The organism is Paraburkholderia sp. RL17-373-BIF-A (assembly GCF_046030175.1).
GTDB lineage: Bacteria > Pseudomonadota > Gammaproteobacteria > Burkholderiales > Burkholderiaceae > Paraburkholderia.
Map to the genome: position 1 here is coordinate 75,392 of NZ_JARESO010000007.1, position 17,698 is coordinate 93,089.

The 17,698-nt window shown below is 62.3% G+C and carries 17 protein-coding genes; 3 read left to right on the forward strand and 14 right to left on the reverse strand.

Annotated features, from left to right (window positions below):
* Positions 1 to 149: 149 nt before the first annotated feature.
* The 4 genes from P0D80_RS10795 to P0D80_RS10810 all read right to left on the reverse strand — a co-directional run bounded on the left by P0D80_RS10795 (position 150) and on the right by P0D80_RS10810 (position 4,260).
* Positions 150 to 1,265 (reverse strand): alkene reductase, encoded by a 1,116-nt coding sequence (locus tag P0D80_RS10795; protein WP_408283587.1) that lies wholly within the window; start codon positions 1,263 to 1,265, stop codon positions 150 to 152.
* A 177-nt stretch (positions 1,266 to 1,442) separates the two neighbouring features.
* Positions 1,443 to 2,846 carry a mercuric reductase gene (locus P0D80_RS10800; RefSeq protein WP_408283590.1) on the reverse strand — a complete coding sequence of 468 codons (1,404 nt, stop codon included), beginning with the start codon at positions 2,844 to 2,846 and terminating at the stop codon, positions 1,443 to 1,445.
* Between the two features lie 83 nt (positions 2,847 to 2,929).
* On the reverse strand, positions 2,930 to 3,469 hold the full coding sequence (locus tag P0D80_RS10805; RefSeq protein ID WP_132378564.1) for a carboxymuconolactone decarboxylase family protein: 540 nt from the start codon (positions 3,467 to 3,469) through the stop codon (positions 2,930 to 2,932).
* A gap of 41 nt (positions 3,470 to 3,510) precedes the next feature.
* Positions 3,511 to 4,260: an SDR family NAD(P)-dependent oxidoreductase gene (locus P0D80_RS10810; RefSeq protein ID WP_408283593.1), complete on the reverse strand. Its 750-nt coding sequence runs from the start codon at positions 4,258 to 4,260 to the stop codon at positions 3,511 to 3,513.
* 129 nt (positions 4,261 to 4,389) lie between these two features.
* Here P0D80_RS10810 and P0D80_RS10815 point away from each other — a divergent pair, with 129 nt between their 5' ends.
* Positions 4,390 to 5,310 (forward strand): LysR family transcriptional regulator, encoded by a 921-nt coding sequence (locus P0D80_RS10815; protein ID WP_408283596.1) that lies wholly within the window; start codon positions 4,390 to 4,392, stop codon positions 5,308 to 5,310.
* A gap of 88 nt (positions 5,311 to 5,398) precedes the next feature.
* On the opposite strand, the gene P0D80_RS10820 is transcribed toward P0D80_RS10815, so the two are convergent.
* On the reverse strand, positions 5,399 to 6,148 hold the full coding sequence (locus P0D80_RS10820) for a maleate cis-trans isomerase family protein (protein WP_132378568.1): 750 nt from the start codon (positions 6,146 to 6,148) through the stop codon (positions 5,399 to 5,401).
* 85 nt (positions 6,149 to 6,233) lie between these two features.
* On the reverse strand, positions 6,234 to 7,586 hold the full coding sequence (locus P0D80_RS10825) for an MFS transporter (protein WP_132378570.1): 1,353 nt from the start codon (positions 7,584 to 7,586) through the stop codon (positions 6,234 to 6,236).
* A 255-nt stretch (positions 7,587 to 7,841) separates the two neighbouring features.
* On the opposite strand from P0D80_RS10825, the gene P0D80_RS10830 reads away from it, so the two are divergent.
* Together P0D80_RS10830 and P0D80_RS10835 are read left to right on the forward strand one after the other, a co-directional pair.
* Positions 7,842 to 8,837 carry a LysR family transcriptional regulator gene (locus P0D80_RS10830; RefSeq protein WP_408283600.1) on the forward strand — a complete coding sequence of 332 codons (996 nt, stop codon included), beginning with the start codon at positions 7,842 to 7,844 and terminating at the stop codon, positions 8,835 to 8,837.
* A gap of 186 nt (positions 8,838 to 9,023) precedes the next feature.
* On the forward strand, positions 9,024 to 9,989 hold the full coding sequence (locus P0D80_RS10835) for a D-2-hydroxyacid dehydrogenase family protein (protein ID WP_408182602.1): 966 nt from the start codon (positions 9,024 to 9,026) through the stop codon (positions 9,987 to 9,989).
* A gap of 18 nt (positions 9,990 to 10,007) precedes the next feature.
* Here P0D80_RS10835 and P0D80_RS10840 read toward each other — a convergent pair whose 3' ends face one another.
* The 8 genes from P0D80_RS10840 to gcvA all read right to left on the reverse strand — a co-directional run bounded on the left by P0D80_RS10840 (position 10,008) and on the right by gcvA (position 17,611).
* Entirely contained in the window at positions 10,008 to 10,424 is a 417-nt protein-coding gene (locus tag P0D80_RS10840; RefSeq protein WP_132378574.1) for a universal stress protein, read from the reverse strand.
* A 119-nt stretch (positions 10,425 to 10,543) separates the two neighbouring features.
* Positions 10,544 to 10,888: a hypothetical protein gene (locus tag P0D80_RS10845; protein WP_408283604.1), complete on the reverse strand. Its 345-nt coding sequence runs from the start codon at positions 10,886 to 10,888 to the stop codon at positions 10,544 to 10,546.
* 174 nt (positions 10,889 to 11,062) lie between these two features.
* A complete protein-coding gene (locus P0D80_RS10850; RefSeq protein ID WP_408283976.1) occupies positions 11,063 to 11,761 on the reverse strand; it encodes a response regulator in 699 nt (232 codons plus the stop codon).
* A 20-nt stretch (positions 11,762 to 11,781) separates the two neighbouring features.
* A complete protein-coding gene (kdpC, locus tag P0D80_RS10855) occupies positions 11,782 to 12,363 on the reverse strand; it encodes a potassium-transporting ATPase subunit KdpC (protein ID WP_132378576.1) in 582 nt (193 codons plus the stop codon).
* 19 nt (positions 12,364 to 12,382) lie between these two features.
* Entirely contained in the window at positions 12,383 to 14,446 is a 2,064-nt protein-coding gene (kdpB, locus tag P0D80_RS10860) for a potassium-transporting ATPase subunit KdpB (RefSeq protein WP_132379460.1), read from the reverse strand.
* Between the two features lie 85 nt (positions 14,447 to 14,531).
* Positions 14,532 to 16,340: a potassium-transporting ATPase subunit KdpA gene (kdpA, locus tag P0D80_RS10865; protein ID WP_408283606.1), complete on the reverse strand. Its 1,809-nt coding sequence runs from the start codon at positions 16,338 to 16,340 to the stop codon at positions 14,532 to 14,534.
* Positions 16,337 to 16,432, reverse strand: a complete 96-nt coding sequence (gene kdpF, locus P0D80_RS10870; RefSeq protein WP_028193906.1) for a K(+)-transporting ATPase subunit F — start codon at positions 16,430 to 16,432, stop codon at positions 16,337 to 16,339. The genes kdpA and kdpF overlap by 4 nt, the downstream gene beginning before the upstream one ends.
* A gap of 288 nt (positions 16,433 to 16,720) precedes the next feature.
* Complete coding sequence (gcvA, locus tag P0D80_RS10875; RefSeq protein WP_408283609.1) at positions 16,721 to 17,611, reverse strand: transcriptional regulator GcvA; 891 nt, start codon at positions 17,609 to 17,611, stop codon at positions 16,721 to 16,723.
* Positions 17,612 to 17,698: the final 87 nt, after the last annotated feature.

The following is a 17,698-nucleotide window of genomic DNA, read 5'->3' on the forward strand; positions in this document are numbered from 1 at the left end:
TCCCCAGGGCCGACAACTGCACGGTCTTGTTCCATCGCTCCCCACCCGCAAAGTGTATCGCCGGATCGTGATGTTCTGGGAGGACGGCCGTCTGTCCGACGGCCGTCCTCCTGTCAACGCCTTGAAGTAGCGACGATGAATGCCTGTGTTCAGGCTGTGGCCACTGCGCGGTGCGTGCTGTAGTCGATGTAGCCTCGTCCGTCGCCGCCATAGAACGTGGCACGGTCGTAAGCATTCAGAGGCGCACCCGTACGCAAACGCTCCGGCAGGTCCGGGTTGGAGACGAACATCCGGCCGAAGGCGACCAGATCGGCATCGCCGGTGTGAAGAATCTGCTCTGCGCTTTCAGCGTTGAATCCGCCGGCGGCCACAATCGAGCCGGTAAACAACCGGCCCAGATCCTTCGATGAGACAGCTGACTCGCTCGCCTCAGTGTCCTCGTTGCCGCGAATGCGCGGCTCGATCACGTGCAGGTAAGCGAGGTCGTAGTTGTTGAGCCGGCTCGCCACATAGCCGTAAGTCGCGTGCGGATCGCTGTCGGACATGGTCCCGTACACACCGCTTGGCGACAGACGTGCGGCAACGCGCCCCGCACCCCACACCGACACGACTGCCTCCACGACCTCGAACAGAAAACGCGCGCGATTCTCAATCGAACCGCCGTAAGCGTCCGTCCGGTGGTTCGAGCCATCCAGCAGGAATTGATCGATCAGATAGCCGTTCGCCGCATGCAGTTCGACGCCGTCGAAACCAGCTGCTTTCGCACGCGCAGCGCCCTGTCGAAACTGTTCGACGACGTCTGCAATCTCATGCGTGTCCAACGCGCGCGGAACGAGTTGCTCGACTTCGACGATATTGCCTTGTGCGTCGCGGATTGCAGCATGCTCATACGCGCGTATCGCCGACGGCGCGATCGGCGTCTGCCCGTTGGTGTTGGCGGGATGCGCCTGCCGGCCGGCATGCCATAGTTGCAGGAAGATGCGGGCGCCTTTGGCGTGCACGGCGTGAGTGACGCGCTTCCAGCCGTCGACCTGCGCCTGAGTGTAAATGCCGGGAGCGTCGACATACGCGATGCCCAGTGGCGAGACAGCGGTAGCGTCGGTGATCAGCAGACCGCCGTCGGACGCGCGCTGCGAATAGTATTCGACCATCAGATCGCCGGGAACGTTGCCCGCTTCAGTGCGCATGCGTGTCAGCGGCGCCAGTACGACGCGGTGCTTCAGTTCGAAGGGGCCAACGGAGATGGGTGTAAAGAGTTGGTTCATTGCTTCATCCTTGAGATATCCAGATTGGGACGGAGGAATGATCGCGCGAGTCGAGGTGGCGCAGAAGGGACCATGGGGCAATAGCTGTCATTCCCGTTGGGAATACGCCGACAAGTAGCATCGATCACGTCGCGCAACGCGGGCCCCGGCGAATAGCCGGTGCCCGCGCCGGCTGACTCACTGCGCCGTCGCTCGCGGCGGCACGTTGGCCAACAGCGGGCCGAAGCCTTCAGCGAAAGTCAGGTGCGTGATCACCGCATCGCGCAGCTTCGGATAGGGCAGTTCCGCCAGTATCGCCGTCTGCATCGCGGCCATCACCTCGCCGGCTTCCGAGCCGATCATCGTGAAGCCGAGAATGCGGTCGTTTGCGGCGGACACGAGCACTTTCATGAAGCCTTGTGTCTCGTCCGTGGCTTCGGTGCGCAACACGTTGCTCATCGGCAACTTCGCGACCCGCACGGCGATGCCCTGCTTCTGTGCTTCGCGTTCGCTGAGCCCGACGTGCGCGAGCGGCGGATCGCTGAACATCGTGTACGGCACAAGACGATCACGCGTGCTGCGATGGCCACCCGCCAGGTTATCCCGCACGATGCGGAAATCGTCGACGGAAACATGCGTGAACTGCGGACTCCCGGCCACTTCACCGATCGCCCACACACCGGGCGCACTCGCTTGCAGGCGGTCATTGACGCGAATGTAGCCACGTTCGTCCAGTGCAATGCGGGCTTTGTCCAAGCCGATACCGGCGGTATTCGGAATGCGGCCCGTGGCGACCAGAATGTCACTGCCTTCAATCGTCTGCTCACCGGCGGCCGTGCGCACGGTAATGCTAACGTGCTTGCCGGATTGGCCTTCCACCTTGAGCGTCTCGGCGCCGAGCACGATGTCGATGCCCTCGCCGCTCAGCACACGCGACATTTCATCGGCGACGTCGGCGTCTTCGCGTCCCATCAATTGCTGCCCGTGTTCGACGATCGTCACCCGGCTGCCGAAGCGCCGATACGCCTGAGCCATTTCGATACCGGTATAGCCGCCGCCGAACACGATCAGATGAGCCGGCGTGTAGTCGAGGTCCAGTGCGCCGATATGCGTGAGCGGTTGCGCCGCACTCAGACCCGGAACGTCCGGAATAGCCGCATGCGATCCGACATTGACGACAATCTGGTCGCCGCTCAGCGTGCGCGTTTCGCCATTGTTCAGTTGCACCTCGAGAGTTTTCGGCGCAATGAAACGTCCACTGCCCATGATCAGCTCCGCGCCGCTCGCCGCATACGCCTGCAGGTGAAACGCAACCTCACGTTCGATCATGCCGCGCTTGCGCTCGCGGACCTTCGCCATATCGACCGTGACTGGGCCGGTGATCGTGCCGAAGTCCCCGGCGTGCTGCGCAAGATGTGCAACACGTGCGCTCCAGATTTCGTTCTTGCTGGGAAGACACGCAACGGCCGGGCACGATCCGCCCACCCATTGACGCTCGACGACGGCGACGCGCTGGCCCGATCGCCCCAGGTGCCACGCCAGCAGCTTGCCACCCTGGCCGCTGCCGAGAATAACGGTGTCGAAATGTTCAGTTTGAGACATCACATCCTCCGATTCAGGACAACTTCAATCAGCCGGACGACGCGGACCTCGCACGAACTCCACGCCCTGCCCGGCTGCAACCATCACGCGGCGAGCTGCGGCGCGGCGGGGAAGTCCACCGGTACGCGCGTCGTTGCGTGCAGATAGTTAGTGACGGTCTTGTCGCCGATCACGACGATCGTGTCGACCAGATTGGCCTTGGTCCAGCCCGCGGCGAAGAACGCATCGACGAGCGCCTGATCGGCGTGCCCGCGGTTGACCGCGATGCTCTTCACCAACCGTGCGAGTGCGTCGAACTTCGCATCGAAACTTGCCTTGCCACTGCGGATTTCGAGAATCTGTTCGTCGGTGAAGCCGCTCATCTTGCCGATCACGGTGTGCGCAGCCAGGCAGTATTCGCAGCCGTTGACCTGGCTCACGACGAGGTTCACGATTTCGCGCGCCTTGCCGGTGATGCTGCTCTTCGCGTTCTGGAACGCAAGATAGTTGCCGAGCGCGTGCTCCGAATGGGCGAACGTGGCGTACAGGTTGGGCACAGTGCCGAGACTGCTCTTGAGCTTGTCGAAGATCGCCTGGTTAGCCGGGGACACTTCGTCGCGCGTCGGGACATTGATGGTGGTCATGGTGAGGCTCCTGAGTAGAAAAGATAGGAAAAAATCGCGTGTTATTGCGCCGTGTAGGCGCCGTCGACTGCAATGTTCTGTCCGGTGAGGTAGCGCGCCTTATCGCTCGCAAGAAAGACGATGGTCTGAGCGATCTCGTCCGGCGTCGCGGCGCTGCGCGCCGGTATCGTCGCGAGGAAACCGGCCTTGCCCTCCTCGGTGCCGCCGGCAAAGCGGTCGAGCATTTCGGTGGCGACCGGGCCCGGCGCCACGGCGTTGACGCGCACGCCCGCGGTAGCGCCTTCGAGCGCCGCGCTCTTCGTGAGGCCTTCGACCGCATGCTTGCTGGCCACGTACACCGACCCACCCGCGAAGCCGACCTGGCCCGCGATCGACGAGAGGTTGATGATCGAGCCGGCGCCCTGCGCCAGCATCACGCGCATCTCGTGCTTGAGCGACAGCAGCGTGCCGAGCACGTTGACCGAGAAGGTGTCTTCGTAGTTGGTCGCTGTCTGCTCGACGATCGGCGCCAATTGGCCTTCCGTGCCGGCGTTGTTGACCGCCACGTCGATGCGCCCGAAACGCTCGACGGTCCGCTCGACGACGCTGCGCACTTCGGCCTCGAAGCGCACGTCGGCGCGCAGGAATTCGGCTTCGGCGCCAAGCGCGCGCAGTTCGGCGGCGAGCGCCTGGCCCGCCTCTTCGCGACGGCCGCTGACGACCACGCGGTTTCCTTCGCGAGCGAAGGCAAGTGCGGTGGCACGGCCGATACCGGTCAGCGCGCCAGTGATAAGGACGACGGGTGAGTTCATGTCAGTGCTCCTAGAGTTGGGTTGCTTCCAATCGCGTTTGCGATGACTGAACTTTGAATGATTCCCGGCGGGCGATATAGACGGTGTATGCTCATATAACTGATTCCTCGCAGGAATATATTAAGCAAAATGGACAAGCTGCAGGCAATGAAGACTTTCGTGCGCGTGGTGGAAGCGGGCAGTTTTTCCGCGGTCGCACACGAGGCCGACACGACGCAAAGCGCAGTGAGCAAACAGGTCGCGGCTCTCGAGCGCGAGCTGGGCGCGCGGCTGCTGACGCGAACCACGCGTTCGCTGGCACTGACGGAAGAAGGTGAACATTATTTCGAACAGGCGCGGCGCCTGGTCGCGGAAATCGCGGAGGCCGAGGGCGCGCTGCGGCGCGGCGAGCAGCAACTCACGGGCTGGCTGCGGATCGCGGCGTCGGTCGGCTTCGGGCGCCTCAAGCTCATGCCGCTGGTGCAATCGTTTCTGGCAGAGCATCCGGCCGTGAAGATCGACCTACGCCTTAGCGACAGTTTTATCGATCTCGTGGAACAGGGGATCGACGTCGCGGTGCGCCTCGGCGACCTGCCGGACAGCAGCCTGATCGCGCGTCGCGTGGGAACTTCCTACCGGATGTTGATGGCGCATCGCAACTACGTGCGTTCGCTGCCGAAAGGCAAGCAGGCGCCGCGCGTTCCCGACGACCTGGTCGATCACAACTGCATCGTCTACACCGAACTGGCAATGCGCAACGCGTGGAGTTTCACGGCAGGCCCCGGCGCGGCGGAGCCGGTGGGAACCACCCGCATCGTGCGGGTCGAAGGCAATCTGCAAACCAACAGCAGTGAGGTCATGCGAGCGTCAGTCCTCGCGGCCATGGGGATTGGATACTCGCCGAACTGGCTGTTCGACGACGAACTGGCCAGCGGCGAAGTGCAACGGATATTGCCGGATTGGGAAGCGATCGCTATTCCGATCCACCTGGTGAGCCCACAGGAGCGACGGCATTCCGCCAAGGTCAGAGCGTTCGTCGACCATGTCGGAAAGGCGATGGCTCCTGGCTGAAAGGGCTGTGGAGCGAGTCTTTCGCCTCACAGTTGCCGTTGGAACAATGTCCAACGCGTCACTCGATGAACTTTAACTGCGCACCCGATCACGCGCCGGAAAGCAAGGCTCCGGCGCCAGGCACGATCGGCTCGAGCTTCAGATGATCCAGCATGCGCCGCACGGTGCATACCGCAGTCGAGACGGTGCGGATTCCCAACATGTCTTCGATGCGCTGAATCGCCGGCAATGAAGGCATCTGAACGCAGGCGGATGCCACCACCACGTCCGCGCCTTCCGTGTTCAGGCGCCGAACGTCGTCGACCAGTTGCATCGGATCGCGCAGCCCGACTTCGAGGTTGTCAGGAATTTCAAAGCAGATGGAATCGATAACCTCGATTCCTTCGTTTTCGATGTAAGCGACAACCAGGTCAGTCAACGGGCGCATATACGGCGCCATCAGCGAAATCCGACGAGCGCCCATGATCTTCAGGCCCTCTACCAAAGCGCCCGCGGAGGTCATGACTGGCGCGAGGCAATGATTGGCGCGCGCGACCTCCAACAGATCGCGTTCAGTTTCGCGATGATAGCCGGGCCCCATCGCCATGATCGCGACCAGGCACGCCGTGCTCATCACATCGACACGAGCGTCGGCGAGTTCCGCCGCGCAGCGCAAGCCTTCCTTGTTCATCGCAACCAATTCTTCCTTCGTGACCTTGTGCATTCTCATCCGGCTCGAATGGAACGTGAAGCGCTCGGGGCGGATGGCTTCACGGGCGCGAAACATGGCCGGAATCTCGGTTTCCATAGTCGTATTCGAGCTTGGAACGATCTGTCCAATACGAAAGTTTTGAGGCATTTTTCAAATCTCCGAAATAGATTTAGGCATCCAGAATACTGATGGGATTTTCATGGCGTCCTGATCCGCGCGAAAAATAGCGGTCTCAGTCCGGCATGCCTGCGCCACGCGTCTCAGGCAAGAACCAGGGCAGCACGATGCCGATCAGATACACGGAGCCGAGCGCCAACGCCGCCTGCGACACGCCACCAAACGATTTGATCATGCTGCCCGCGATGATCGGGAAGACCCACGCAATCAGGCGCGCCGCATTGAACACGAAGCTGATCGCAGTGGAACGCACGCTGGAACCGAAGAGTTCACACGGGTAGATCGCCATCCAGACATACGCGCAGCCCAGGGTGAAGAAGCCATTGATCGGCGCCACGATCATCATCGCTTCGACGCTGGTGGTCAGCTTGTACGTGACGAACGTCGTGATCAGCGAACCGACGAACGTGAGTGACAGAAAGGCCCGCCGTCCGATGGCATCCACCACGAAACCGGCGATCATGTAGGCCGCAATCGCGCCGACGGTGTACGCGATCGATATCTTCGAGCCCCACGACAACGCGTCGGGAATCCCCTCGGCTTTGGCGAGCGACACGGTGAAGGTCGGCAGCCAGCTTGAAATGGCCCACCAGCCGACGGTCGTGACGATCGACAGGACGAGCAGCAGCAGCGTGCGGCGCAGCGCTTCGGGTTCATTGAAGAGTTGCGTGAGGGTGAAGGGACGCTTCTCGGATGCGGGCGCGTCGCCCGCGGCCTGCTCGTTGCTCGTCGCGCTCCAGCGCTTCTCGCGCACCGCGCGTTGCCATTTCTCCGACTCGCTGACTCCGCGGCGAATGTACAGCACAAAGAGCGCCGGGACTGCGCCAAGCACGAACATCAGCCGCCAGGTTTCGGCGCCGAATGGGTGCGTCGACGAAAGCGCATACCACACGACCGCCGCGATCAGCGTGCCCCAGCCAAAGCCCGATTGCAGAAAGCCGGCCCCTTTCGCGCGAGCCCGCTCCGGCCAGGTTTCCGACAGCAGCGCGACGCCCGTGCTCCATTCGCTGCCCATTGCGAGGCCCGTGAGGAAACGCAGCCCGCACAACACCCAGAAGGTTTGCGAGAACGCGGTCAACCCCGAGAACAACGCGTAGAGAAATACGGACCAGAGCATCATCCGCTTGCGTCCGACATAGTCCGCGAGAATCCCGCCGATCAGACCGCCTGCTCCCCAGCCGAGCAACGTGATACCGATAACCAGACCGGCGTAAGTCGTGGGGGACGCGGCTTGCTCAGGTGACAGCACCGAATGCAGCATTGGCCCAAGAACAACCACGAGCGCCAGTGCTTCGTAGCCGTCGAAAATCCAGCCGAGGAAGCTCGCTTTCAGTACACGCCAGTGCATCGCCGTGAGACCGTCGTACCAGTGAGTTCGCGAACTCATCGCCAGCTCTTTGTGTTCCATCTCTCGTCTCCTTCATATTTTCAACAGAATTTTCAGGCGTTCCGGTCTTACAGCGCCGGCACACGCGGCGCTGCAACAAATCGTGCGTTTGGGCGCCGGTGTACCATGTTCCACCGGCGGCGGCCAGGACAACGCCGCCTCCTTCGACATAAAATCGCGCTGCGCGCTGCCGGCCCGCGTCTTGATCTGGTCCTGCGAGGATCGATCTCTATGGCACATAGGATGCCGGTTGCGGCGCGGATTGAAAACTTCTCAATGTTCAATACAGGCATCGCCAAACGCGATGGGTGCCAACCGACCGTATATTCCCCCGAAGGAGTGAGGATGCGTGTTTCAGCAGATCGGCCGTTGCGACTCGACATGGAGTCCCTGCGCATTTTCGTGGCGGTCGTCGAGGAGGGCAGCATCGCCGCGGCGGCGGCCCGCACGCACATCGTGGCATCGGCCGTCAGCAAGCGCGTATCGGATCTCGAAGACGACGCCGGCACGCCGCTGCTATATCGCCACAGCCGCGGTGTTCAAGCGACGCCTGCGGGCGAGGCGCTCTATCATCACGCGAAGCGGCTGAGCGAGCACCTGCAGCAAATTTCGGATGAACTGTCTGAATATTCGGCGGGATTGAGGGGCCATACCCGGATTTACGTGAACTTTACCGCCATGGTTCAGTATCTGCCCGGCGTGCTGCGCTCCTTTCTCCGCGCCAATCCAAACGTGCGGATCGACATGGTCGAGAAGTCGAGCGATGAAGTGGTGCAGGCGATCGCAAGCGGCGTCGCCGATCTCGGCATCTGCTCGGCGACCAAGGACTCCCTCGGCGATCTGCAGTGGCGCCCGTACAGCGTGGATAAGCTGGTCGTGATCGTGCCGTCGGATCACCCGCTCGCCGGGCGCGCAAGCGTGAGCTTCGCGGAAGCTCTGGAGGACGACTTTGTCAGCATGCCCTACGGGACGTCCATTTCCAAATTGTGCCGCGCCGCCGCCGAGCGTGACGGCAGCCGGCTACGCGTGCGCATCGAGGTGACAAGCTTCGAGGGCGTGCGCAACATGGTCAGCGCGGGACTCGGCATCGGCGTGCTCCCCAAGGGAAGCGTGACACCGTATGTGCATTCGGCGTCGTTTCGCGCTGTCGAGCTTGACGACCCATGGTCGCTGCGGCCGCTGTCAATCATTGCGCGCAATTTTGACACCCTGCCGCTTCCCGCGCGCATGCTGGTCGATCACCTCGAAGCGCATCATGAGAACGACGCGTGAGGAGCGCCGCCGCTCAACGTTTCCTCCCACACCGCGCATGGCCTGATGGCTCACCGACTGCGCCATCGCGGTTCGCGATGGGTGGCGTCGCGAGTTATTGATTTACGTCGTCGGCCGCGTTACATAGCATTCAGTGCGGAAATTCAGATCACGGTACCAAGCGTTTCAACTCCCGGAGTGCGCAATATGAACGCCAAATCCCCCACCAAGGTAGCGATCCTCGACGACTATCAGAACGTCGCACTGAGCATGGCGGACTGGTCGGCCCTCGAGAACCGCGCGGACGTGACGGTGTTCAACGACCACGTCGCTGATATCGGGAAACTGATTCAACGCCTGCAGCCATTCGATGTCGTCTGCGTAATGCGGGAACGCACCCCGCTGCCCCGCGAGGTCATCGAAAGCCTGCCGAACCTGAAGCTGATTGCCTCGACCGGCGCAGGGAATACGTCGATCGATCACGATGCGGCTGCGGAACGCGGCATCGAAATTCGTCATACGGGCTATTCGTCCACACCGACGATCGAGTTGACGTGGGGGCTGATTCTCGCAATGGCCCGCAATATTCCGCTCGAAAATCAGTCGCTGCGTCAGGGAGGCTGGCAGCTTTCGCTTGGCGATGAACTCGCGGGCAAGACGCTCGGATTGCTCGGCCTTGGCCGCGTCGGCTCGGCGGTCGGCATCATCGGGCGGGCATTCAGAATGAACGTCATCGCGTGGAGCCAGAACCTGACCGAGGAGCGCGCCGCGGAAAAGGGCGTGCAGCGAGTCAGCAGAGATGTGCTGTTCTCCACGGCGGATTTCCTGTCGATCCACGTGCGGCTGAGCGAGCGAACCCAAGGTTTGGTCGGCGCGACGGAATTCGCGCAGATGAAACCCACGAGCCGGCTGATCAATACGTCGAGAGGTCCGATCGTCGACCAGGTCGCGCTGCTGACGGCACTCACGACCGGCCAGATTGCCGGCGCCGCACTGGACGTATACGACGTGGAACCGCTCGACAATCCGCACCCTCTGCGCGAATTGCCCAACGTGCTCGCGACGCCTCATATCGGCTATGTATCGAAGGAGTTATATCGCACCTTCTATGGCGATACGGTGCGTAACATCGTTCAGTGGCTCGATGAAAGCGGAGGTTCTGCGCAAGGCTAGCCGAGCAGACGATCCTTCTCAGTGAACCATTGTCACCGGCGTAACCGTTCGCCTCGATAAAGACGCGAGCATGGCGAGCCTGCGGAAGAAACCCATACGACTGGCGTCGATCACCATCACGTCGGGCCGGGTCGTGGCTATATAGTCGGCAATCGCTTTGGCAGGGTGACCGAAGACGCGCTTCCAGTGGTAGGGCACCCCTGCTTCCTCGAGAATGGTTCGAGCGTCGATCAGAGCCTTCAGCATCGCATGCTTCTCGTGGCGCAACAGTGAGCTTCGAGTGTGGAAAGCGGCTGCGCGTCCTTGTGCGACGGGCTCGAGAACTTCCAGTAGTTCGACCTCCGTTACGCCGTGCTCGAGAAACATGAACGCGGCATAGCGGGCTGCTTCGACTGCACCGCCGTGGTCGAGGACGGGGATCAGCATTCGTATCATCCAGAACTCCTGGAAACCGGTATCGCTTTCAGCTTAGTTAAAGCCACGTTAATACGGTGTAAAAGTACCAGGTTTTGGGCGCCATTACACGGATACGGCCAACCCGACGTGCCGCCCGGCTAGGCCTGTATCGCTGCGGGGTTCAATTCGATATGCAGGATGACGAGCCACCGCTTCGGACAGTCGTCCGCGATCTGCAAGTCCTGCATGCCTTCGCCGCCCTGCTTCACGAATCCCTTCTCGCGCGCGAAGCCGAATGCGCGCCGCGCGTCGGCCTGCAGCCATAACGTCACCATCCCGCATGTCACACAGCTGAAAAGCCAGACGGCTTGATGCGGTGGCGCGGAATCGAGTTGCTGCACGAAATACGTGAAAATAGTCGTGAGAATCTGGTTTGTGACAAAGGCGATGGCGACCACCTTGCACAGCCCCCTGAATACCATCGCGGGTCTTGAGGGTGTCATGAAAGTCGGACGCGGAACTCGACGCTCACGCGGCCCTTCGCTTGTTTGAATGCCATATCGACTCCAATAGATCTCTTCATCTCTTTACAGCGCAAAGCCAGTCACCCACTATACGAAGCCCGCAGTAAAGGCCGCGCAACGATTGCCCGCAATGCCGTAAATATTGTGTGAAATTTACCTCACGCCGACCAGCCGGTACCCCACCCCCGACTCGGTGATGATGTGCTCGGGGCGCGCCGGATTGCTTTCGAGCTTGTGGCGCAGATGTCCCATGTAGATCCGCAGGTAATGGTGGTTATCGGTTTGCAACGGCCCCCATACCTCGCCGAGCAGTTGCGCATGCGTCAATACCCGCCCCGGATGACGCACCAGCGCGGAGAGAAGCCGGTATTCGATTGGACTGAGATGGACGATACGGCTATCGCGCAGCACTTGCCGCTCGCCGAGATCAACGGTGACCAGGCCGAACCGGACCTGCGGCGAGCCGGCCCGCCCGCATGCGGCCTGCCTGCGCAAATGGGCACGCATCCGCGCGCCTAGCTCGGGCAAGCCAAACGGCTTGGTCAGATAATCGTCGGCGCCGGCATCGAGCGCGGCGACCTTGTCTTCCTCGCGGCTGCGCGCCGACAAAACGATCACCGGCATCGCCGACCAGGCGCGCAACTGACGGATCACGTCGATGCCGTCCATGTCAGGCAAGGCCAGATCGATGATGACGAGATCCGCCCGCCGCGTCGCGGCCTGCGCAAGACCTTGTGCGCCGGTCTGCGCTCCGAACACGTTCATCCCGTCCGCTTCGAGGTGCGCGCGAATGAAGCGGCTTATGGTTGTGTCATCGTCTATCACAACGACTGTTATGGTGGGGTCCCTCATAGAAGCCGCGAGCGTCGACATCAATGCATTGGCTTGAGGTCGTCCAGCGCAAGGTTGAGCTGAAGCACGTTCACGCGCGCCTCGCCGAAAATGCCGAACTGCCGCCCCTGTGTATTGCTGGCGACAAGATCGCGAACCTGATCGACCGGCAGACTCCGCGCTTTCGCCACGCGTTCGACCTGATAGGCTGCGGCCGCCGGGCTGATTTGCGGGTCGAGTCCGCTGCCCGAGGACGTCACCAGATCCACCGGCACCGGTTGCGACATGTCGTTACCCGCGGCTTTCAAGGCATCGAGACGACCCTTGATTTCGTCCGCGAGCGCGGGGTTGGTCGGCCCGAGGTTCGAGCCGCCCGAACTCTGCGCGTTGTACGGCATGGGGCTGGTGGCCGACAGGCGTCCCCAGAAATAGTACGGCGCGTCGAACTGCTGACCGATCAGTTTCGAGCCGACCGGCTTGCCGTTCTTCTCGATCAGACTGCCGCCGGCCTGTGCCGCGAAGGCGCCGCGGCCAAGGGCCGTGACGACGACCGGATAGAGCACGCCGGTGATCACGGTCATCAGGATGAAGAGGACGAGTACCGGGCGAATCAGCGTTTTCATGATCTCCACTCCGTTGCGTTCAAACCCAGCCGAACACGTTCAGCACCATATCAATCAGCTTGATGAACGGAAACGGCAGCAGAATCCCGCCCAGCCCGTAGATCAGAAGATTGCGGCGCAGCAGCGACGCGGCGCCCAGCGGCCGGTATTTCACGCCCTTGAGCGCAAGCGGAATCAGCGCAACGATGATCAGCGCGTTGAAAATCACCGCCGACAGAATCGCCGACGAAGGCGAACTCAGATGCATCACGTCGAGCACGCGCAACTGCGGATAAGTGGTCGCAAACGCCGCCGGGATAATGGCGAAATACTTGGCGACGTCGTTGGCAATCGAGAACGTGGTGAGCGAGCCGCGTGTCATCAGCATCTGCTTGCCGATTTCGACGATCTCGATCAGCTTGGTCGGATTGGAATCGAGGTCGACCATGTTGCCGGCTTCCTTCGCGGCCTGCGTGCCGGTGTTCATCGCCACCGCGACGTCGGCTTGCGCGAGCGCCGGCGCGTCGTTGGTGCCGTCGCCGGTCATCGCGACGAGGCGCCCTTCGGCCTGGTGCGTGCGAATCGTCGTCAGCTTGGCTTCGGGCGTGACTTCCGCGAGAAAATCGTCCACCCCCGCTTCGGCGGCGATGGCCGCCGCGGTCAGGCGGTTGTCGCCCGTCACCATGATGGTCTTGATGCCCATCTTGCGCAGTTCGGCGAAGCGCTCCTTGATACCGCCCTTGACGATGTCCTTCAACTCGATCACGCCCATGCAACGCGCGACGTTTTCGCCCTGGCCTAGCTGCGCGACCACCAGCGGCGTGCTGCCGCGCCGCGCGATTTCCGTGACCGCGGCCGTCAGTTCCGCCGGAAAGCGGCCGCCATGAGCTTCGACGAAATGCTTGATCGCATCGGCCGCGCCCTTGCGAATCTGGCGGTCGGGCAAATCGACACCGCTCATGCGCGACTGCGCGCTGAACGAAAGGAACGTCGCCTGCAGCGCGTGCATATCGCGTTCGCGGATATTGAAGCGCTGCTTCGCGAGCACGACGATGCTGCGCCCTTCCGGCGTTTCGTCCGCAAGCGAGGACAGTTGCGCGGCATCGGCGAGCATTTCCTCAGTGACGCCCGGCGCCGGCGTGAATGCCGAAGCCTGGCGATTGCCGAGCGTGATGGTGCCGGTCTTGTCGAGCAGGAGTACGTCGACGTCGCCGGCCGCTTCCACCGCGCGCCCTGAAGTGGCGATCACGTTCGCCTGCATCATGCGGCTCATGCCCGCCACGCCGATTGCCGACAGCAGCCCGCCGATCGTGGTCGGAATCAGGCACACCAGCAGCGCGACCAGTGCGGTAATCGTGACGACATGCCCCGCTTTCGCCGCTTCGACCGAAAACATCGAGAACGGCAGCAGCGTGGCGGTGGCGAACAGCAGCACGAGCGTCAACGCGACGAGCAGAATCGTCAGGGCGATTTCGTTCGGCGTCTTCTGACGCTTTGCGCCTTCCACCATCGCGATCATCCGGTCCAGAAACGCCTCGCCCGGATTCACGGTGACCCGCACGACGATCCAGTCCGACAGCACGCGCGTGCCGCCCGTCACCGACGAAAAGTCGCCGCCCGACTCGCGGATCACCGGTGCGGATTCGCCCGTGATCGCCGATTCGTCGACCGATGCCACGCCTTCGATCACCTCGCCGTCCGCCGGGATCACGTCACCGGTTTCGACCAGCACGACGTCGCCTTTACGCAGATCGGTCGCCGTCGTGATGCGGATCGGCGACTTGGGGTGGGAGTCTTGCAGCTTCTTCGCCATGACGTCGCGCTTCGCGCCGCGCAACGACGCGGCCTGGGCTTTCGAGCGTCCCTCGGCAAGCGCCTCCGCGAAGTTGGCGAACAGCACCGTGAACCACAGCCACAACGCAATCGCGAGGATGAATCCGGCGGGCGCCTCGGCCTGGCCGCCGAGCGCGGCGATCCAGAGAATGGTCGTGAGAATGCTGCCCACGTACACGCAGAACATCACCGGATTGCGCAACTGGTGACGCGGCGCGAGTTTCTTGAACGAGTCGACGAGGGCCGGCCGGGCAATGGCCGGGTCGAACATCGAGCGCGCGGCATTGCGCGCCTGGCCGATGTTGCCAGGCTGATGAACCGGGGGTTGAAATCCGTTGCTCATGCTGTCCTCTCAATCAATGACCCGCGACCATGATCAGATGCTCGACGACCGGGCCGAGCGCGAGCGCCGGCACATACGTCAGCGCGCCGACCAGCACCACCGTGCCGAGCAGCAGCACGACGAACAGCGGGCCGTGCGTCGGCAAAGTTCCGGCGGTCGCGGAGATACGCTTCTTGGCTGCAAGCGACCCGGCGATCGCCAGCACCGGCACAATCGAGCCGAAGCGGCCGAACCACATGGCGATGGCCAGCGTGGAGTTATAAAACGGCGTATTCACCGACAAGCCGGCAAACGCACTGCCGTTGTTATTGGCCGCGGAACTGTAGGCGTAGAGAACCTCGGAGAAGCCGTGCGGCCCCGGATTGGAGATACCCGCCGTGCCGGCAGCCGCCAGCACGCCGATCGACGCACCGACCAGCACGAGCAGCGGCGTCAGCAGCACGGCGATCGACACCATCTTCATCTCGTACGACTCGATTTTCTTGCCGATGTATTCCGGCGTTCGCCCGATCATCAACCCGGCCACGAACACTGCGAGCAATGCGAACACGAGCATGCCGTAGAGGCCCGAGCCGACACCGCCGAAGATCACCTCGCCGAGTTCGATCAGCAGCAGCGGCACGAAGCCGCCCATCGGCGTGAGCGAATCATGCGTATTGAGGACAGCGCCGCACGAAGCCGCCGTGGTCGCGACCGTGAAGATGCCCGATTGCGCGATGCCGAAGCGGGTTTCCTTGCCTTCCATGTTGCCGCCGGACTGCGTGACCGACGCGCTTTGGTCGACATGCAGCGTCGAATACAGCGGATTGCCGCTCTGCTCCGATGCGATCTCACCCCCGCAGGCCACCGCGAAAGCAATCGTCATCGCGGCAAGTACCGCATAGCCTTGACGCCGGTCGCCGACCATCCTGCCGAACACGAGGCACAACGCAGCCGGAATCAGCAGCATCGCGATCATCTGCACGAAGTTCGCGAACGGCGTCGGGTTCTCGTACGGGTGCGCGGAATTGCCGTTGAAAAAGCCGCCGCCGTTGGTGCCGAGCATCTTGATCGCTTCCTGCGACGCAACCGGACCCATCGCGATGGTCTGCTTGTCGGCCTTGTTGTCCACCATCACGGGATTGCCCTTCGCGTCCTTGACGGCGTTGCCCTGGGCATCGGTCTTCGGCGTCTGGTACGTCGTGGCCTGCAGTGTCCGCACGTCCCGGTACGATTCGAAGTTCTGAATCACGCCCTGACTGACGAAGACGAGCGCGATAACCGTCGCGAGCGGCGCGAGAATATACAGCGTGATACGCGTCAGATCGACCCAGAAGTTACCGATCGTTGCTGTCGTGTGGCGTGCAAAACCGCGAATCAGGGCGACCACGACGGCAATACCCGTGGCGGCCGACAAGAAGTTTTGCACCGTCAGAGCCGCCATCTGCGTCAGGTAGCTGACCGTGGATTCCGGCGTGTAGTCCTGCCAGTTCGTGTTGGTCACGAAGCTGATCGCCGTGTTGAAGGCGGCGTCCGGCGTCATGGGGCCGAAGCCTTGCGGATTGACGGGCAGCCATTGCTGAATGCGCAAAAAAGCATAGACCGCGAACACACCGAGCGTGTTGAACACCAGCACGGCTAGCGCGTAATACTTCCACGACATCTCAGCCTCGGGATCCACACCCGCCAGCTTGTACACCGCCGCTTCGAGCGGCCGTCCAATGCGGCGAACGACGACCGACGAACCGTCGAGCACCGCCGTCATGTAGCGGCTGAGCGGAATCGCGAGCGCGATCAGCACGACGATGAAAACGCCGGGCTGAAACAGGTTGTTGAAGTTCATTCGAGTGCCTCCGCGCGCAGCAAAGCGTAGACGAGGTAGGCGAACAGAATCAGCGTCGAGGCCGCCGCAAGCCAGGTCATCCAGGTAGTCATGGACGGCCTCCCGGCGCGCGGCGAAGCTTGTCGCAGCCAACCACGAACGCGGCGACGAGGCCGCTGAATGCAACGATTGCAATGACGTAAAGCAGATCCATGGCGTGGCCTCCCGCATCGGACTTCCGCACCATCGAATTTAGGCAACTCCGCGTAAACGCACTGTTAAGAGAGCGCGCAGATTCGTAAAAAACGTGGACTTGGTTTGGGGGGAAGGTTGTGCGTGGATGGCCAGATTGGACATCGCGAGGTTTGCGGTGGGGCCCGCCTTTAAGGGGCCGTCTCCGTTTATGAACGCGCCCCCTCGCGTTCGAGCCACGAACGGAACAGCGCGACCAGCTCATCCGCCGACTTCCCATCCGGAACGTAAGTGCAATAGCTCCGCGACGGCAGACGTGGGCCGGCAAATGGCGCGACGAGCCGGCCGGCCGCGAGATCGTCGGCGACCAGAGCGGTCGGTCCCATTGCAATGCCTATCCCGTCGATGGCCGCTTGCAACGTCAGATAGAAGTGGTCGAAAGTCAGCGCGGCAGCCGGCCTGAGCGCGGGAATCCTGGCGCTCGCCAGCCAGTCCGGCCAAACCCGCGGAAGACTCGACGTATGCAGCAACGTGTGCTGCCGCAAATCGTCCGGCGTTCGAAGCGGCAGTCGCTGCAACAGCGCCGGACTACAGACCGGGACTCGCTCCTCGGACAGGAAAGGCCGCATCGAGTAGCCATAGAACGTGTCCGGGCCGCCCCGCACGACGACGTCGTAGATTTCTCTCAGACTCTCCAACGACTCGTTCGACGTCTCCACCTTGACGTCCACGTCGGGATGCGCGGCGCGGAATGTCGCCAGTCTCGGCACCAGCCAGCGCAAGGTGAATGTCGCGGGCGCATTCACGGACAGTGTCCGGGAGACCGTTTCGGGGAAACCATATCTGGCCGTTGCCTGCGAGAGCTGCTCGAACAAAGGGCCGATTTCCGCCAGATAGGCCTTCGCCGCCGGGCTCAACGCGACGCGCCGGTTGTGCCGTTCGAACAACGATGCGCCGAGCCACTCTTCGAGCGCGCGCACGTGCTGGCTCACCGCACCGTGAGTCACGTGCAGTTCCGCGGCGGCTTCCTTGAAGCTGCCGAGACGGCCTGCGGCCTCGAAGGCGCGCAATGCATTGAGCGGAGGCAGGGTTCGCTTCATTCGCAAGAGTTTATCTAACGCGAATCCTCAATTTATCTGGTTTGTCGGGCTGCAACAAGATAGATATTCTTCTTACTGCGCCGCTGA

What these genes read in the sequence shown, in the direction of transcription:
- P0D80_RS10840 (WP_132378574.1), bottom strand. Translation starts at nt 10,424, where the DNA reads ATGATACGAATGCTGATCCCCGTCCTCGACCACGGCGGTGCAGTCGAA.
- kdpC (WP_132378576.1), bottom strand. Translation starts at nt 12,363, where the DNA reads ATGAAAACGCTGATTCGCCCGGTACTCGTCCTCTTCATCCTGATGACC.
- P0D80_RS10795 (WP_408283587.1), bottom strand. Translation starts at nt 1,265, where the DNA reads ATGAACCAACTCTTTACACCCATCTCCGTTGGCCCCTTCGAACTGAAG.
- P0D80_RS10810 (WP_408283593.1), bottom strand. Translation starts at nt 4,260, where the DNA reads ATGAACTCACCCGTCGTCCTTATCACTGGCGCGCTGACCGGTATCGGC.
- P0D80_RS10845 (WP_408283604.1), bottom strand. Translation starts at nt 10,888, where the DNA reads ATGACACCCTCAAGACCCGCGATGGTATTCAGGGGGCTGTGCAAGGTG.
- P0D80_RS10835 (WP_408182602.1), top strand. Translation starts at nt 9,024, where the DNA reads ATGAACGCCAAATCCCCCACCAAGGTAGCGATCCTCGACGACTATCAG.
- kdpB (WP_132379460.1), bottom strand. Translation starts at nt 14,446, where the DNA reads ATGTTCGACCCGGCCATTGCCCGGCCGGCCCTCGTCGACTCGTTCAAG.
- gcvA (WP_408283609.1), bottom strand. Translation starts at nt 17,611, where the DNA reads ATGAAGCGAACCCTGCCTCCGCTCAATGCATTGCGCGCCTTCGAGGCC.
- P0D80_RS10815 (WP_408283596.1), top strand. Translation starts at nt 4,390, where the DNA reads ATGGACAAGCTGCAGGCAATGAAGACTTTCGTGCGCGTGGTGGAAGCG.
- P0D80_RS10825 (WP_132378570.1), bottom strand. Translation starts at nt 7,586, where the DNA reads ATGGAACACAAAGAGCTGGCGATGAGTTCGCGAACTCACTGGTACGAC.
- P0D80_RS10800 (WP_408283590.1), bottom strand. Translation starts at nt 2,846, where the DNA reads ATGTCTCAAACTGAACATTTCGACACCGTTATTCTCGGCAGCGGCCAG.
- P0D80_RS10850 (WP_408283976.1), bottom strand. Translation starts at nt 11,761, where the DNA reads ATGAGGGACCCCACCATAACAGTCGTTGTGATAGACGATGACACAACC.
- P0D80_RS10830 (WP_408283600.1), top strand. Translation starts at nt 7,842, where the DNA reads ATGTTCAATACAGGCATCGCCAAACGCGATGGGTGCCAACCGACCGTA.
- P0D80_RS10820 (WP_132378568.1), bottom strand. Translation starts at nt 6,148, where the DNA reads ATGCCTCAAAACTTTCGTATTGGACAGATCGTTCCAAGCTCGAATACG.
- P0D80_RS10805 (WP_132378564.1), bottom strand. Translation starts at nt 3,469, where the DNA reads ATGACCACCATCAATGTCCCGACGCGCGACGAAGTGTCCCCGGCTAAC.
- kdpF (WP_028193906.1), bottom strand. Translation starts at nt 16,432, where the DNA reads ATGACTACCTGGATGACCTGGCTTGCGGCGGCCTCGACGCTGATTCTG.
- kdpA (WP_408283606.1), bottom strand. Translation starts at nt 16,340, where the DNA reads ATGAACTTCAACAACCTGTTTCAGCCCGGCGTTTTCATCGTCGTGCTG.